The organism is Micromonospora sp. NPDC048842, assembly GCF_040649935.1.
Taxonomy (GTDB): Bacteria; Actinomycetota; Actinomycetes; order Mycobacteriales; family Micromonosporaceae; genus Micromonospora; species Micromonospora hortensis.
This window is the reverse complement of sequence record NZ_JBEZGK010000006.1, coordinates 113,778-127,994: the sequence shown is the minus strand read 5'-3', so window position 1 is coordinate 127,994 and position 14,217 is coordinate 113,778. Positions and strand designations below refer to the sequence as shown.

Below are 14,217 nucleotides of genomic sequence, written 5' to 3'. Positions count from 1 at the left end.
TTGCCGGACGGTGACCCGTCGGCCAGCCTTACCTGGTGACGGAAGGACGGTCGTTGTCGATCATCGAGCTGGGCGAGATTCGCGACGAGCCCGTGTCGGCGCCTCCGGTTCGCCGCCCGCGCGCCGTCGGTCGCCCACTGCGCAGCGCGACTGTGCTGTTCCTCAGCCTGGTGGTGCTGGCCGGTGCCGCGCCGACAACACGGCGAACGGTGAGCGTGGTGCCGGCGTCGCGGACGGCCACCGCGTACCTGGCCGGGGACGGCGTCTTCGTGGTCGATCCGCCGACACCCGACGGGGACCGGTACCTGACCGCGTACGCCCGACCGGCGCCGACCGGCACTGGGGTGCGGCGGCGGTGGCAGGCGCCGCTGGCCCGCACCGGTGACTACCTCGACGTCCGGGTCGAGCAGGGGTTGGTGCTGGCGATGGCTGTCAACGCCCCCAACCGGCTGTTCCAGACCACCGCCTTCGACACAGCGACGGGCCGGCAACGCTGGCAGCATCCCGGTGCTCCACAGCCGACAACCGGCGGTGGCCTGCTGGTGACCAATGGCCGGGAGGACGGGTCGGGCGCGATGAGCGGGCTTGAGCCCGACACCGGCCTGGTGCTCTGGTCGGTGCCGATCCCGCCGGCCGCCAGCCCCACCTTCCATCACACTCCCGAGGGGCGGGTCGACCGATTCGTGCTCCTCCAGCCGACCGGCGAGGTGCAGGTGCACGACGCCGGCACCGGCCAACTGCTGCGCAGCATCGACACGCTGCCCGGCGACCGGTCGGCGTACCAGCGGGTGCAGATCGTCGACGACCTGCTGCTGCTCGTCCCGCCGGGCAGCACCCGGCTGGAGAGCTTCGGGCTGGCCGAGTTGGAGCCGCGGTGGACGGCGGAGGTGACGCTGGTGTCGCATGTGCTCGAATGCGGCGGTCTGCTCTGCGCGGTACCGCAGACCGGCGGCCTCCAGGTGCTCGACCCGGCCACCGGCTCGCTGCAGTGGTCGGAACCGGGCCAGGACGTCCTGGCCGACGTCCGGTACGGTCGGCTGCTGATGGCCAGGCCCGGCCAGGGGTACGCGGTGCGGGACGCGGCCACCGGGCAGATACGGACCGAACTGGGCGCGTGGAGTCTGATGCCGGTGCTGCGACCGGACGACCCGCTGGTCGGTGTGCGGCGGGGTGACGACGGTCGGATGGTCGTCGCCGAACTGGACCTGGTGGCCGGCCGAACGCGCATCGTCGACGTGCTGCCGGGCATCGCCGGCAGTTGCCAGGCGTCCCTGCCCGTCCTGCTCTGCCAGCGCCTCGACGGCACTACCGCTCTCTGGAGGTTGACGCGGTGACCGACTCGGTGATCGACCTGGGCGAGCTGCGGGACGACAGGAACCCGGAGCCGACGCCCCGACCACCTCGCGCTCACGGTCGCCCGCTGCGCTGCGCGCTGGTCGCGGTGCTCGCGCTGGTCACGCTCGCCGCGTCCGCCGTCGTACCGCCCCGGCGGGCCCCGGTGACGCTGCCCGGCCGGCCCGGGTCCGACGTCATGATCGATGGCGACCTTCTCCTGGTCATGGAGCCGGCCAGCACCGAAGCGCGGCAGGCGCGGCTGGCCGCGTATCGGCTGCCCGGCGTCGAGCCGGTCTGGCAGGCGACGCTGCCGGCGGAGGCTCGGTACTGGGGGATGATTCCGCTGGCCGGGATGCTGCTGGCTACCGGGTACGAGATCGGCCCGGAGGGTCGGGAGACACTCACCGTCGCACTGGACCGGGCGACCGGGGCGTACCGGTGGCAGCAGCCGGGCGCCGTCTCCAAGCTGACCGACGGAAATCTGCTGCTGCGCAACGGCGGCGAGACCATGCCGTCCAGTCTGCGCGCTGTGGATCCGTGTTGCGGCACGGTGCGCTGGGAGCTGTCCGGCCTCGGCCCCGACATGAGGGTGCGGGACACCGGGCTCGGGGTGGACCGGGTGGTGCTCAACCAATTGGACGGGCCGGTCGAGGTACGCGACGCGAACACCGGTGCCGTGCTGGCCCGCGCCGACCTGCGCCCACCCGACGGTGGTCGGATCGGACTGGACCTGACCAAGGACCTGCTGCTGTCCATCGACAGAGGCTCGGGCACTGTCACCGCGTACGAGGTGGACCAGCTCAAGCCCCGCTGGACCCGCGCCAGGGTGCACATCGACTTCGCGCTGGACTGTGGCCCCGTCCTGTGTCTGCGCACCGGCAACAACGAACTACAGGCGCTCGACCCGGCAACCGGCGAGGTGCGCTGGCGCAGCAGCCAGTGGGGGTGGGCCTGGCCGATGGACGGCCGGCTGTTGGCCAACCTCAGCGGTGTCGGTCCGTCGGAGCAGTACGTCGTGCTCGATGCGCTGACCGGCCAGCAGCTCGCCGACCTGGGCCGGTGGGAGCTGTACCAACTCGGTGTCGGCGGCCGGCTGATCGGCATACGCCGGCATCCCGACGGAGGGGTGCTCGTCGGCGAGCTGGACATCGCCGCCGGAAAGGTGCACATCCTGGACGCGCTGCCCGATGTCACAGGGGGGTGTCAGGCGATCACCGGCTACCTGGTGTGCATCGCCACCACCACCGGCTCGTACCAGCTCTGGAAACTGACCGACTGATCACCAGTTCGCCTGGGTGGGCGGCGGGGGCAGCGGCACCGACGCGGGTCGCAGCACGTACGCCACCCCGCCGCTGCCGCGTTGCCAGACCGCCTCGAACCCCTTCCGGGGCACTGTGCGGCGGACCGCGTCGTCGTCGGGTGCGTACGGGTCGTTGAGCACCGGGTCGCCATCGGCGGTGAAGCCGATCAGCACCATCAGGTGCCCTCCGGTGTCGTACCCGAGCCCCGGCACCTCGTCGGCCCGGAACGCGGCGGAGACGATCAGGGGGATGCCGGCGGCGACGAACGCCTCCGCCTCGACCAGCGACCGCAGCCGGGTGACGAACGCGTCCACCCCGTGCAGACCGGCGTACGCCGTGTTGAACGGCCAGTTGCCGGCCCCGGCGTACGCGTGGTCGTAGCAGTGCCGGGCGGCGTGCACCACCACCGGACGCGGGCCGGACGGCTCCACCCAGGCGTACCGGTCCGGCGTCGGCTCGGCGCCCCAGTAGGCGAGCACCATCGAGGTGCAGGTGGGGCTGCACCAGGAGTCCCCGCCACCACCCCACTGCGGGTACTGGCCGGCGTGCAGCCGCTGCGAGTAGCGGGGCACGTCCAGCACCCGCCCCCAGGCAGCGGACGAGGCGGGCTCCCGTGCGTACCAGTGGTCGGCTGTCGTGGGGCCGGTGGCGACCGCGCCGATGCTGCGCAGCACCGGGCCGGTCGGGCTGCCGGCGGGCCGGCACAAGGTCACCCGCGTCTGCCAACCCGTGACCGTCGCCCCGGTCACGATCAGGGTGTCGGTGTCGACCCGGGCGGCACTGTCGCGCTGTCCGGGCAGCGACGTGCGCCGTACCGTCTGGTCGTCGGCGGCCCAGCGGGCCAGCCGGTACCAGTCGGTGCTGGGCACGTCGTCGTGCCAGCCGCGCAGGTCGACCTCGATCCAGCAGTCGCCGGGGGTGTCGGCCGTCCAGGACGGCACCACCTCGGCGACGGGGAAGCCGACAGGTACCGGCGGCGACGTCCAGGTGCCCCGTTCGGCGACGCCGTCGAGGACGAGCCCTCGACCGCTGGCGAGCAGGCCGTCACCGCTACCGCTGGTCATGTCGGCCGGCAGGTGGAAACCCCGGTAGGCGATGTCCCGCCGGGTGGGTGGTGCCGCAGTGGTCATGCCAGTCCGTCCGTCGTTCGGTGCCGCCGGCCAGCATCGCGTACTCCGTGGTGGCCCGCAACGCCGGGCGGCGCGGCCGACGAGGGACGATGGTTGCCGGCCGGCACTAGGTTGTCGGTGGTCAGCAGCGAGGAGGCCGGGATGCGGGTACTGGTGGTCGAGGACGAGCGCAACCTCGCCGACGCGATCGCACGGGGGTTGCGCAAGCGGGGGATGGCGGTCGACGTGGCGTACGACGGCGACGTCGGCCACGAGGCGGCGTTCATCACCCGGTACGACGTGGTGGTGCTCGACCGCGACCTGCCGGGTGTGCACGGCGACCAGATCTGCGCCGACCTGGCGGCCTCCGGCGCGTTGACCCGGGTGCTGATGCTCACCGCCAGCGGCACTGTGGCCGACCGGGTGGAGGGGTTGCAGCTCGGCGCGGACGACTACCTGCCCAAACCGTTCGCCTTCGACGAGCTGGTCGCCCGGGTGCAGGCGCTGGGGCGGCGGGCCACCCCGGCCGCGCCGCCGGTGCTCGAACTGGCCGACCTGGTGCTCGACCCGGCCCGCCGGGTGGCCACCCGCGCCGGCATGCCGGTGGACCTGACCAACAAGGAGTTCGGGGTGCTCTGCGAACTGCTCAAGGCGCGTGGCGCGGTGGTCTCCAGCGAGGAGCTGCTGGAACGCGTCTGGGACGCGAACACCGACCCGTTCACCACCATCGTCCGGGTCACAGTGATGACGCTACGCAAGAAGCTCGGTGACCCGCCGTTGATCGAGACGGTGGTCGGGGCGGGCTATCGCACCGCCGAGGTAGGCGCATGAGCGGCCGGCTGCGACCCACCCTGCGCCTGCGGCTGACACTGCTCAACGGGGTGCTGCTGATCGGGGCCGGAGCGATCCTGGTGTTGCTGGCCTGGCTGCTGGTCCGCGACGCGTTGCGCCCCACCGACGAGTTGGTGCCCGGCACGATCGTGCTGCTCTCCGACGGCCGGCAGATGGACGCCGCCCAGTGGCAGCGGCAGTTGGTCGATGCCGCCTCCGGGGAGCTGCTGGCCAAGGGCCTGGTCGCGCTGCTGGCGATCAGCGTGGTCGGGGTGGCCGGCGCGTACGCGGTGGCCGGTCGGGCGCTGCGCCCACTGCACCAGGTCACGGCGACCGCCCAGCGGCTCGGTGAGGCGACCCTGGACCAGCGGATCGGTTACTCGGGCGCCGACGACGAGGTGGCCGAGCTGGCCAAGACGTTCGACGCCATGCTGGACCGGATCGCGTCCGCCTTCGAGGCCCAGAAGCGTTTCGTGGCGAACGCCTCGCACGAGCTGCGTACGCCGCTCGCCGTGATGCGGACGGAGATCGACGTGACGCTCAGCGACGACGACGCGGACACCGCCGAGTACCGACGGATGGCGACAGTGGTCCGCGACGCCTCCGAGCGGGCCAACGGCCTGGTGGACGCGCTGCTCGTGCTGGCCCGCAGCGAGGCGCAGACCGGGCGGCAGTTGGGCCGGCGTACCGAGTGTGACCTCGCCGCGGGCACCGCCAACGCACTGTCGGCGATGCGCCGCGAGGTGGAACGGATCGGCCTGCGGGTGCAGACGTCGCTGGAGTCCGCGCCGGTCGTCGGTGACCCAGGGCTCCTCGACCGGCTGGCCGGAAACCTGATCGAGAACGCGGTCCGCTACAACCACCTGCACGGTCGGCTCTGGGTGCGCACCGGCACCGACGGTGACCGGTCCTGGCTGGTGGTGGGGAACACCGGGTTCGAGGTGGACCAGGCCGACGTGCCGGGGCTGTTCGAGCCGTTCCGCCGTGGTGGCCGGGAACGGACCGGGGCCCGTGGCTCCGGCCTGGGGCTGTCCATCGTCCGGGCGGTGTGTGCCGCGCACGGCGGCACCGTACGGGTGGTCGCGCAGGCCGGCGGTGGCCTGGAGGTGACTGTCACCCTGCCGTCGTCGGACGCCCCGGTGGTGCCCGGAACGGTGTCCGCCGCCGGCTGATTGGGGTTGCGCGCCACGCTCGACCGGTGGCAAGATCGCCGGGTCAGCTCCGAGAGCGGAAGGGGGGTGCGTCGATGTCCATCAGTCAAGGCTCCGCACCCCAGGTCCTCGCAGGCTGACCCCCGGCGGCGGAGCGTCCCCATCCGAAGATGGCGAGACCACCGTGTATCCACGGGTCCGCAACATCAGTTTCGACTGCCACGACACGTACACCCTGGCCGGCTTCTGGTCGGCCGTGCCCGGCTACGCCCGGCTCCCGGAGGACGTTCCGGGTGACCCGGAAGCCGCCCTGCCGACCACTGTGGAGGACCAAGCATGAGTTCGACGATCCACAACATCAGCATCGACTGTCACGACACGTACGCACTCGCCGGCTTCTGGGCGCAGGTCTTCGACTGCCCCCGGCATCCCGACGACTTCCCCGGCGACCCGGAGGCGATGCTCCTGCCGCCGGGTGGCCCGGAGGTGCTCTTCATCGCGGTGCCCGAGGGCAAGACGGTGAAGAACCGACTGCACCTCGACCTGCAACCCGCTGACCGGAGCCGGGCCGAGGAGGTCGAGCGGCTGCTCGGTATCGGCGCGACGCTCGTCGCCGACCACGTCGGCCCGACCGGTGGTGGTTGGGTGGTGCTCGCCGATCCGGAGGGCAACGAGTTCTGCGTGCTCGGCAACGCGGCCGAGCGGGCGGCCGCCGCGGCGGCGCGGGCCGCGGCAGCGGCCGCCGAACCGGCCTGACCGTCGACGTACGGCACCGGGCACCGGCCACCCTCGCGTGGCCGGTGCCCGGTTCTACGCTGCCGGGGCGGCGCCGACATGCAGGTAGGGCACGAGCCAGCCGCCTCGGGTGAAGTCGTCGCTCGTGTCCTCGGTCGGCGAGCCGGGCCCCTGGCTGACGCCGTCGAGCGTGACGAACTCGGTAGGGACGATCTTCACAGCGCCCCCTGGCTCTCCGCGAGCCCGGCGAGTTGTTCGGTGACCGAGCCCCAGCCGTCGGCGAAGCCCATCTTCTCGTGGAGGTCACGAGCGGCGGGATCACCGTGACGGACGATGATCCGGTAGTCGGTGCCGTCCGGATGATCCTTCATGGTGATCTCCGCGGTCATCGGGACCGGGGTTGGGTGCGCGGGCCGCCAGGCGCTGTCGATCACATTGGTGAACACGATCCGTTCGAGATCGTCGACGACGAGGAAACACGCGTCGAGGTGCGGGACGAACTCCACCCCGTCCTCGCTCAGTCGGGTCACGAGTGCGCCACCGGGCCGGACGTCCAAGCGATCGACGCGGCACAGGGCCGGCGCCGGTATCCACCACTTCTCGAAGCGCGACGGGTCGGTCCAGGCGCTCCACACGGCGGCGAGAGGTGCGCGGATGACCCGCGCCATGGTCAGGTCCAGGTCGGGATTCATTGCTGGTTCTCCTGCTCATCGGTAACGAGGCGTTCCAGGCGGTCCGTGCGCTCTTCCCAGATCCGGCGCTGCTCCGCGAGCCAGTCGTCGACGACAGCGAGGCGCTCGCGGTTGAGTACGCAGGTGCGCACCCGGCCGGACTTGGTCGTGTGGATCAGTCCGTTCGACTCGAGCGTCTGCACGTGCTTCATGAACGACGGAAGGGTCATCGGACATTCGCGGGCGAGGTCGCCGACGCTCGTCGGACCGTGGCCGAGGCGGCGAATGACCCAGCGCCGGGTCGGGTCAGCGAGGGCGACGAACACGCCGTCGAGCTGCGCCGAATACTGTGCCATGCGGCTAAGTGTTGCGGGAGATGACACTTAGCGCAAGAGCACAGTATCGGCCCCCCCTCGGGGGGAGTGGCTGCCGTGCCGACCGCGGCCGGTCAGCGCGCTTCAGGAGAGCAGCAGGGGCCCCGGCCACCCGAGGGTGGCCGGGGCCCCGGTCGCGTACGGATCAGGACTGCTGCTCGACCTGGCCCCGGATCGTGGCGAACTCGGTCTTCGCCTGGTCGGCGGACTTGAAGTACATCACCACCATGCCCAGGCTGCCCCGGTCGGCCCAGACGCAGATGCCCAGCGGGACGGTATCGGCCTTGCCGTCGCCGCAGCGCGCCTCGCCGCCGAGCGGGCCAGCGTCGACAGCCGTCATCGCGTCGACCGTCAGCTGCTTGGACAGGCCGTCCACATAGGCGTCGAGCTCCTTCTTCGGGTCCGACAGGAGCGCGGACACACCCGCGATCATGACGAGGTCCTGCTTGGTCGGGTCGCCGTAGAAGGCGGCGACAGTGCTCGTCTCGTTCTGCGCCGCCGACTTCATCCCACTGACCGCCTGCTCGGCGGCCGCCTGGAGCTGCGGGTCGGTGAGCTTCGGCCGGTCGGCGAGGGTGGCCGGCGCGACCACCCGGGTCTTGCTGGCGTCCACCACGGCGCCCACGTCGTCCTTGACGACGAGCCAGGTGATCGCCGCGCCGCCGAGGCAGAGCACCAGCACCACGGCCAACACGATCAGCACGATCTTGCCGACGTTCGACTTCTTCGCCGGGGGAGGGCCACCGGCCATGTTCGGGTCGCCGTAGGGCGGGAAACCAGGCTGCGCGGGCGGGAAACCAGGCTGCGCGGGCGGGAAACCAGGCTGCGCGGGCGGGAAGCCCGGCTGCGCGGGTGGGAAACCACCGGGGTGCTGCGGCTGTCCCTGCTGCTGCGGCGGCGGCCAGCCGCCAGGCTGCTGGCCCGGCTGCTGCGACGGGTCGGGGGAATCGTGCGGCGGGCCGTAGGGATTGGCCGGCGGCTGGGACATCAGTCAGCTCCAAGATGGGGGTGCAAAGCGCGTGATCCTAACCCGGCGCGGCGCCCGCCGTTGTCCCGGCGGAAAGCCGCAACCCGCGATCGTCTGATCACAAACGGTCGCGGTGGCCGATCCGTCCACCAGGGACGGTCCGACCACCGCGACTGTGGTGCTGCTATCTCCTCAGGCCGGCAGGCTCGCCGCGCCGGGCGGTAGGAACCGCTGGCCGGCGACCCGCTCGGAGGTGCCGGTCCGGTCCAGGTACGGCGTGACGCCGCCCAGGTGGAACGGCCAGCCAGCGCCCAGGATCATGCACAGGTCGATGTCCTGCGCCTCGGCGACCACACCCTCGTCCAGCATCAGCCGGATCTCCTGCGCGAGCGCGTCGAGGGCGTTCTGGCGTACCTGCTCGGCGGTCAGCGGCTGGTCACCGACCACGAGCAGCTTGGCGACCTCTTCGTTGATCTGGTCGTCGACCACGAGCGGCTGACCCGAGTCGGCGATCCGCTTGAGGTTCTCACTGACCCCGAACCGGTCCGGGTAGGCGTCGTGCAGGGTGCCGCCCACGTGGTAGGCGACGGCCGGCCCGACCAACTGGAGCAGGGCGAGCGGACGCATCGGCAGGCCCAGCGGGTCCAGGGCGCTGTTCGCCACGTCCAGCGGAGTGCCCGCGTCGACGGCGGCGAAGACGGTGCCCAGGAAGCGGGTGAGCAGCCGGTTCACCACGAATGCCGGAGCGTCCTTGACCAGCACGCTCGACTTCTTGAGCTGCTTGCCCACGGCGAACGCGGTCGCCAGGGTGACGTCGTCGGTGCGCTCGCCCCGGACGATCTCCAGCAGCGGCAGCACTGCCACCGGGTTGAAGAAGTGGAAGCCGACCACCCGCTCCGGGTGCTCCAACTCGGCGGCCATCTCGGTGATCGATAGCGAGCTGGTATTGGTGGCGAGCACCGCCTCCGGAGAGACGATCTTCTCCAACTCGGCCCAGACCTGCTTCTTGACGCCCAGGTCCTCGAAGACCGCCTCGATGACGAAGTCCGCGTCGGCGAAGGCGCTCTTATCGACAGTGCCGCTGACCAGGCCGTACAGCTTGGCGGCGGTGTTCTTGTCCATCCGGCCCTTGATGACGGCCTTCTCGATCTGGGTGTGCACGTAGCCGACGCCCTTGTCCACCCGGGACTGGTCGAGGTCGGTCATCACCACAGGCACCTGGAGGCGGCGGGCGAACAGCAGCGCCAGCTGGCTGGCCATCAGACCCGCGCCGACGATGCCGACCTTGGTGATCGTGCGGGCCAGGCCCTTGTCCGGTGCGCCGGCCGGGCGCTTGGCCCGCCGCTGCACCAGGTCGAACGCGTACAGGCCGCTGCGCAGTTCCTCGGAGAAGACCAGGTCCGCGAGGGCCTCGTCCTCGGCGGCGGTGCCGGCGGCGAAGTCGCCGTCCTTCGCCGTCTCCAGCAGGTCGAGCGCCTTGTACGCGGCCGGGACCGCGCCGTGCAGCCGCTGGTTCAGCGTCTCCCTGGCGAAGTAGAGCACGCCCGCCCACATGTCCTTGTCGACCTCGGGCCGGGTCACTGTGACCTGACCCCGGACCACGCCGGCAGCCCACTCCAGGGACCGCTCCAGGAAGTCCGCCGGTTCCAACAGGATGTCCGCGATGCCCAGCTCGGCCGCCTGCTTCGGCTTGAGCATCTTGTTCTGCATCAGCGGGTTCTGGATGATCACCTGGGTCGCGGCGGGGATGCCGATCAGGTTCGGCAGCAACTGGGTGCCGCCCCAGCCGGGCACCAGGCCGAGGGAGACCTCGGGCAGCGCGAGGGCCGCCGCGCCGCCGGAGAGCGTCCGGTAGTGGCAGTGCAGCGCCAGCTCCAGGCCACCGCCCATCGCCGCGCCGTTGACGAACGCGAACGTGGGGACGGTGCTGTCCTTGAGCCGGGCGAAGACCCGGTGGCCGAGCCGCCCGATCTCCAGCGCCTGCGCGCGGTCGGCGAGCTGCGGCAGCCCCACGATGTCCGCGCCCACGCAGAAGATGTACGGCTTGCCGGTGACCGCGATGAACGCCGGGTCGGCGGCGAGCGCGGCGGTGATCGCCTCGTCCAGGCTGGCCAGCCCACCCGGGCCGAAAGTGTTCGGCTTGGTGTGGTCGAAGCCGTTGTCCAGCGTGATCAGGGCGGCGGGCCGGTCCAGCCCCGGCACGTTCACCTTGCGCAGCAGCGCCCGGGTGACGACCTCGTTCGGTGCCTTCACTTGTTGCCACCCTCCCAGTGCGGGTTCTCCCAGATGACAGTGCCGCCCATGCCGATGCCGATGCACATCGCCGTGAGGCCGTACCGGACCTCGGGGTGCTCGGCGAACTGGCGGGCCAGCTGCGTCATCAGCCGCACGCCGGAGGAGGCCAGCGGGTGACCGATGGCGATCGCGCCGCCCCACGGGTTGACCCGCGCGTCGTCGTCGGCGATGCCGAAGTGGTCGAGGAAGGCGAGCACCTGCACGGCGAACGCCTCGTTCAGCTCGAACAGCCCGATGTCGTCGATGCTGAGCCCGGCGAGGCGCAGCGCCTTCTCCGTCGACGGGATCGGGCCGACGCCCATCACCTCCGGCTCGACTCCGACGAACCCGAACGACACCAGCCGCATGGCGACCGGCAGGCCCAGCTCGCGAGCGGTGGCCTCGTCGGCCAGCAGACTCGCTGTGGCGCCGTCGTTCAGGCCGGCCGCGTTGCCCGCGGTGACCTTGCCGTGCGGGCGGAACGGGGTCTTCAGGGTGGCCAGCTTCTCCAGCGAGGTGTCCCGCGGGGCCTCGTCCACGGTGGCCAGACCCCAACCGCCCTCCGCGTCGCGGATCGACATCGGCACCAGGTCGTCCTGGAGCTTGCCGTTGGCGTACGCCTTGGCGGTCTTCTGCTGCGAGGCGAGCGCGAACGCGTCGGTGCGTGCCTTGGTGATGTGCGGGACCAGGTCGTGCAGGTTCTCCGCTGTGGAGCCCATCACCAGCGCGGACGGGTCGACCAGCTTCTCCGCGATGATGCGCGGGTTGGGGTCGACGCCCTCACCCATCGGGTGGCGGCCCATGTGCTCGACGCCACCGGCGATGGCGATGTCGTACGCGCCCATGGCGATGCCGCTGGCCACCGTGGTGACCGCGGTCATCGCCCCCGCGCACATCCGGTCGATGGCGAAGCCGGGGACGGTCTTGGGCAGCCCGGCCAGTAGGGCGGCGGTGCGGCCGATGGTGAGGCCCTGGTCGCCGATCTGGGTGGTGGCCGCGATGGCGACCTCCTCGACCCGCTCCGGGGGCAGCTGCGGGTTGCGACGCAGCAGTTCCCGGATGCAGCGGATCACCAGGTCGTCGGCGCGGGTGTTGGCGTACATGCCACCCGCCTTGCCGAACGGGGTACGGACGCCGTCGACGAAGACGACGTCGCGAACTTCACGGGGCACTTGAGCCTCCTATTCGACCGTGATTCGGCAGTCGCGCCGGGCGGCACGTCGGTCCGAACAAGGGTCGCCGACACGGGCACATTTCCCTCGGATGCTACTCGCCAGTAACCAACCCCGCCCCCACCCCCGCCTGTGGCCCACCCCACACCCGGGGGTCGGGTCAGGCGGTCGAGGCCGCCGGTGCCAGGGCTTCGGTCAGGTCGGGGATGAGGAGCCCGATCTGCCACTCGCGGGCGTTGAGGCCGCGCAGGGTCTCCGCTACCGACTCCTCGGAGATCTCCTCCGGCGGGGTCCAGGCCAGCCGGCGGACCGAGTCCGGAGTGATCAGGTTCTCCGGCGGAAGATTGTGCTCGCCGGCGATGCGGATCACGACCTCCCGGCAGCGAGCCAGCCGGCCGGCCGCCACCGGGTCCCGCTCGGCCCATCGGTGCGGCGGGGGCGGGCCCTCCACGGCCGGCGAGACCGGCAGGGAATCCTCCGGCAGCTGCCGGGCGTCGTCGAGCGCGGCGAGCCAGGTGCGGGCCAGTCGACGGACCGACCGACCACCGAAGCCGGGCAGCGTCAGCAGGGTCTTCTCGTCCTTCGGGTCCAGCTCGGCCGCGGCGATGATCGCCGAGTCGGGCAGCACCCGACCGGGAGCGGCGTCCCGCCGGGAAGCGATCTGGTCCCGGGCGTACCACATCGAGCGGACCCGGGCCTGGGCCCGCGCCCCCCGCAGCCGGTGGATGCCCGAGGTGCGCCGCCACGGCTCCGCCCGAACCCGGGGCGGGCGTGCCCCGGTACGGACCAGCGCGGCGAACTCCTCAGCGGCCCAGGCCGACTTGCCCTGCCGGGTCAACTCGGCGTCCAGCGCGTCGCGCAGGTCGGTGAGCAGTTCCACGTCGAGGGCGGCGTACGTCAACCACGACTCGGGCAGCGGTCGGCTCGACCAGTCGGCCGCCGAGTGGTGCTTCTCCAGGGTGAACCCGAGCAGCTGCTCGGTGAGCGCGGCAAGCCCGACGCGTTCGAAGCCGGCCAGCCGAGCCGCCAGCTCGGTGTCGAACAGTCGGCGTGGACGCAACCCCACCTCGGCCAGGCAGGGCAGATCCTGGCTGGCGGCGTGCAGGACCCACTCGGCCTCACCGATCACCGCGTCCAGCGCGCTGAGGTCGGGCAGGGGCAGCGGGTCGATCAGCGCCGTGCCCGCACCGGCCCGGCGCAGTTGCACCAGGTATGCGCGCTGGCTGTAGCGGTAGCCGGAAGCCCGTTCGGCGTCCAGGGCGACCGGGCCGGTGCCCGCCGCGAAGCGGGCCACGACCTCGGCAAGCTCGGCCGGGGCGGCCACCGGATCGGGGGTGCCGTCACGCGGGGCGATCAGCGGAACGGGCCCACCGTCGGCCGGGTCGGCCCCCTCGCCCGCCGGCTGCGGCTGGGCCGACGGCGGGTGCTGGGGTGCGTTTCCCGGAAGTTCTTCGGTGGGCCGACGGCGCAGGGGTGGTTCGTCGGTCACCTGCCAACCCTAGTGCGCGCGGAGATCCGGCGTGTGCAGCCGGTCCGGCGTGTGTCGATCAGGTGTCGGCCGGATGTCCTGGGGCTCCCGCTCCCACCCCGTCGATCATGGACTTGTGGTGCCCCACAAATGCCGCACGGAGCCGCATCTCGCCCACCACAACCCCATGATCGACGCAGACGGGGGGTGGGGGTCAGGCTGCGCCGGCGGGGCGGCGGTCGGAGAGGGCTGTGACGCCGGGTGGGGGAAGGCCGGCGGTGGAGGCGAGCAGTGCGCACCAGCCGAGCAGGTGTGGGGTCAGGTCGTCGTCGATCGGCGTCCAGGACGCGCGGATCTCGATGTCACCGATGGTCGGTGGCCCGGCGAGATCGCCGAACCGGGTCGACATGGTCTGCGTCACCGTCCCGCCGATCGCCCGGTGGCCGGCGTCCTGGGCGTCCAACGCGTCGGTCAGCCACGTCCAGCCGACCCCGGGCAGCAGCGGGTCGGCGGCCAGATCGACCTCCAACTCGGCGGTCACGTAGGTGACCAGCCGCAGGGTGCCCTGCCACGCCTCGTGCCCGACCGGGTTGTGCAGCAGGATCAGTCGGCCGGTCGCCACCTCGTCGTCGTCGCGCAGCACCGTCGCGGCGAGCGCGAACGCGTACGGGGCCAGCCGCTGGGGGGCGCCGACCTCCTCCAGGGTGATCTCCGGCCGCGGGGCGGCCGACCGCAGCCCGGCGACCGCGCGGGCGAACGTCTCCGGGAGCGCGATCGGGGGGGCCATGTCGGCAGCCTATGCCGCCGTCCGTTGCCCGCTTCGACGGCG

The 14,217-nt window shown here is 71.9% G+C and carries 15 protein-coding genes; 6 read left to right on the top strand and 9 right to left on the bottom strand.

Annotation, left to right across the window (positions count from 1 at the left end; genetic code table 11):
• The first annotated feature begins 35 nt into the window (after positions 1-35).
• Together AB0C19_RS10900 and AB0C19_RS10895 are read left to right on the top strand one after the other, a co-directional pair.
• Positions 36-1,334: a PQQ-binding-like beta-propeller repeat protein gene (locus AB0C19_RS10900; RefSeq protein WP_357182720.1), complete on the top strand. Its 1,299-nt coding sequence runs from the start codon at positions 36-38 to the stop codon at positions 1,332-1,334.
• A complete protein-coding gene (locus AB0C19_RS10895) occupies positions 1,331-2,614 on the top strand; it encodes a PQQ-binding-like beta-propeller repeat protein (protein WP_357182717.1) in 1,284 nt (427 codons plus the stop codon). Before AB0C19_RS10900 ends, AB0C19_RS10895 begins: the two co-directional genes overlap by 4 nt.
• On the opposite strand, the gene AB0C19_RS10890 is transcribed toward AB0C19_RS10895, so the two are convergent.
• Entirely contained in the window at positions 2,615-3,766 is a 1,152-nt protein-coding gene (locus AB0C19_RS10890; RefSeq protein ID WP_357182714.1) for a peptidase C39 family protein, read from the bottom strand.
• 141 nt (positions 3,767-3,907) lie between these two features.
• Here AB0C19_RS10890 and AB0C19_RS10885 point away from each other — a divergent pair, with 141 nt between their 5' ends.
• From AB0C19_RS10885 to AB0C19_RS10870, 4 genes are all read left to right on the top strand, one after another.
• Positions 3,908-4,576 carry a response regulator transcription factor gene (locus AB0C19_RS10885; RefSeq protein ID WP_357182711.1) on the top strand — a complete coding sequence of 223 codons (669 nt, stop codon included), beginning with the start codon at positions 3,908-3,910 and terminating at the stop codon, positions 4,574-4,576.
• Complete coding sequence (locus AB0C19_RS10880; RefSeq protein ID WP_357182708.1) at positions 4,573-5,748, top strand: HAMP domain-containing sensor histidine kinase; 1,176 nt, start codon at positions 4,573-4,575, stop codon at positions 5,746-5,748. Before AB0C19_RS10885 ends, AB0C19_RS10880 begins: the two co-directional genes overlap by 4 nt.
• A 163-nt stretch (positions 5,749-5,911) precedes the next feature.
• Positions 5,912-6,067: a hypothetical protein gene (locus tag AB0C19_RS10875; RefSeq protein WP_357182705.1), complete on the top strand. Its 156-nt coding sequence runs from the start codon at positions 5,912-5,914 to the stop codon at positions 6,065-6,067.
• Entirely contained in the window at positions 6,064-6,483 is a 420-nt protein-coding gene (locus tag AB0C19_RS10870) for a VOC family protein (RefSeq protein ID WP_357182702.1), read from the top strand. Before AB0C19_RS10875 ends, AB0C19_RS10870 begins: the two co-directional genes overlap by 4 nt.
• A 54-nt stretch (positions 6,484-6,537) precedes the next feature.
• Here AB0C19_RS10870 and AB0C19_RS10865 read toward each other — a convergent pair whose 3' ends face one another.
• The 8 genes from AB0C19_RS10865 to AB0C19_RS10830 all read right to left on the bottom strand — a co-directional run bounded on the left by AB0C19_RS10865 (position 6,538) and on the right by AB0C19_RS10830 (position 14,175).
• Positions 6,538-6,681 carry a hypothetical protein gene (locus tag AB0C19_RS10865; protein WP_357182699.1) on the bottom strand — a complete coding sequence of 48 codons (144 nt, stop codon included), beginning with the start codon at positions 6,679-6,681 and terminating at the stop codon, positions 6,538-6,540.
• Positions 6,678-7,154 carry an SRPBCC domain-containing protein gene (locus tag AB0C19_RS10860; RefSeq protein WP_357182695.1) on the bottom strand — a complete coding sequence of 159 codons (477 nt, stop codon included), beginning with the start codon at positions 7,152-7,154 and terminating at the stop codon, positions 6,678-6,680. The genes AB0C19_RS10865 and AB0C19_RS10860 overlap by 4 nt, the downstream gene beginning before the upstream one ends.
• The gene (locus AB0C19_RS10855) at positions 7,151-7,489 is read right to left on the bottom strand and encodes a metalloregulator ArsR/SmtB family transcription factor (RefSeq protein WP_357182691.1); all 339 of its coding nucleotides are present in this window, start codon (positions 7,487-7,489) and stop codon (positions 7,151-7,153) included. The genes AB0C19_RS10860 and AB0C19_RS10855 overlap by 4 nt, the downstream gene beginning before the upstream one ends.
• Before the next feature lie 163 nt (positions 7,490-7,652).
• The gene (locus tag AB0C19_RS10850) at positions 7,653-8,495 is read right to left on the bottom strand and encodes a hypothetical protein (RefSeq protein WP_357182688.1); all 843 of its coding nucleotides are present in this window, start codon (positions 8,493-8,495) and stop codon (positions 7,653-7,655) included.
• A gap of 171 nt (positions 8,496-8,666) precedes the next feature.
• Entirely contained in the window at positions 8,667-10,727 is a 2,061-nt protein-coding gene (locus AB0C19_RS10845) for a 3-hydroxyacyl-CoA dehydrogenase NAD-binding domain-containing protein (RefSeq protein WP_357182686.1), read from the bottom strand.
• Positions 10,724-11,920: a thiolase family protein gene (locus AB0C19_RS10840; RefSeq protein ID WP_091400648.1), complete on the bottom strand. Its 1,197-nt coding sequence runs from the start codon at positions 11,918-11,920 to the stop codon at positions 10,724-10,726. The genes AB0C19_RS10845 and AB0C19_RS10840 overlap by 4 nt, the downstream gene beginning before the upstream one ends.
• Before the next feature lie 160 nt (positions 11,921-12,080).
• Positions 12,081-13,409 carry a ribonuclease D gene (locus AB0C19_RS10835; protein ID WP_357182681.1) on the bottom strand — a complete coding sequence of 443 codons (1,329 nt, stop codon included), beginning with the start codon at positions 13,407-13,409 and terminating at the stop codon, positions 12,081-12,083.
• A 193-nt stretch (positions 13,410-13,602) separates the two neighbouring features.
• Positions 13,603-14,175: a DUF3000 domain-containing protein gene (locus tag AB0C19_RS10830; protein ID WP_091400652.1), complete on the bottom strand. Its 573-nt coding sequence runs from the start codon at positions 14,173-14,175 to the stop codon at positions 13,603-13,605.
• Positions 14,176-14,217: the final 42 nt, after the last annotated feature.

Bases quoted from the DNA above. Each gene is read 5' to 3' on its own strand.
- AB0C19_RS10890 (WP_357182714.1), bottom strand. From the start codon at position 3,766: ATGACCACTGCGGCACCACCCACCCGGCGGGACATCGCCTACCGGGGT.
- AB0C19_RS10885 (WP_357182711.1), top strand. From the start codon at position 3,908: ATGCGGGTACTGGTGGTCGAGGACGAGCGCAACCTCGCCGACGCGATC.
- AB0C19_RS10880 (WP_357182708.1), top strand. From the start codon at position 4,573: ATGAGCGGCCGGCTGCGACCCACCCTGCGCCTGCGGCTGACACTGCTC.
- AB0C19_RS10870 (WP_357182702.1), top strand. From the start codon at position 6,064: ATGAGTTCGACGATCCACAACATCAGCATCGACTGTCACGACACGTAC.
- AB0C19_RS10860 (WP_357182695.1), bottom strand. From the start codon at position 7,154: ATGAATCCCGACCTGGACCTGACCATGGCGCGGGTCATCCGCGCACCT.
- AB0C19_RS10855 (WP_357182691.1), bottom strand. From the start codon at position 7,489: ATGGCACAGTATTCGGCGCAGCTCGACGGCGTGTTCGTCGCCCTCGCT.
- AB0C19_RS10850 (WP_357182688.1), bottom strand. From the start codon at position 8,495: ATGTCCCAGCCGCCGGCCAATCCCTACGGCCCGCCGCACGATTCCCCC.
- AB0C19_RS10830 (WP_091400652.1), bottom strand. From the start codon at position 14,175: ATGGCCCCCCCGATCGCGCTCCCGGAGACGTTCGCCCGCGCGGTCGCC.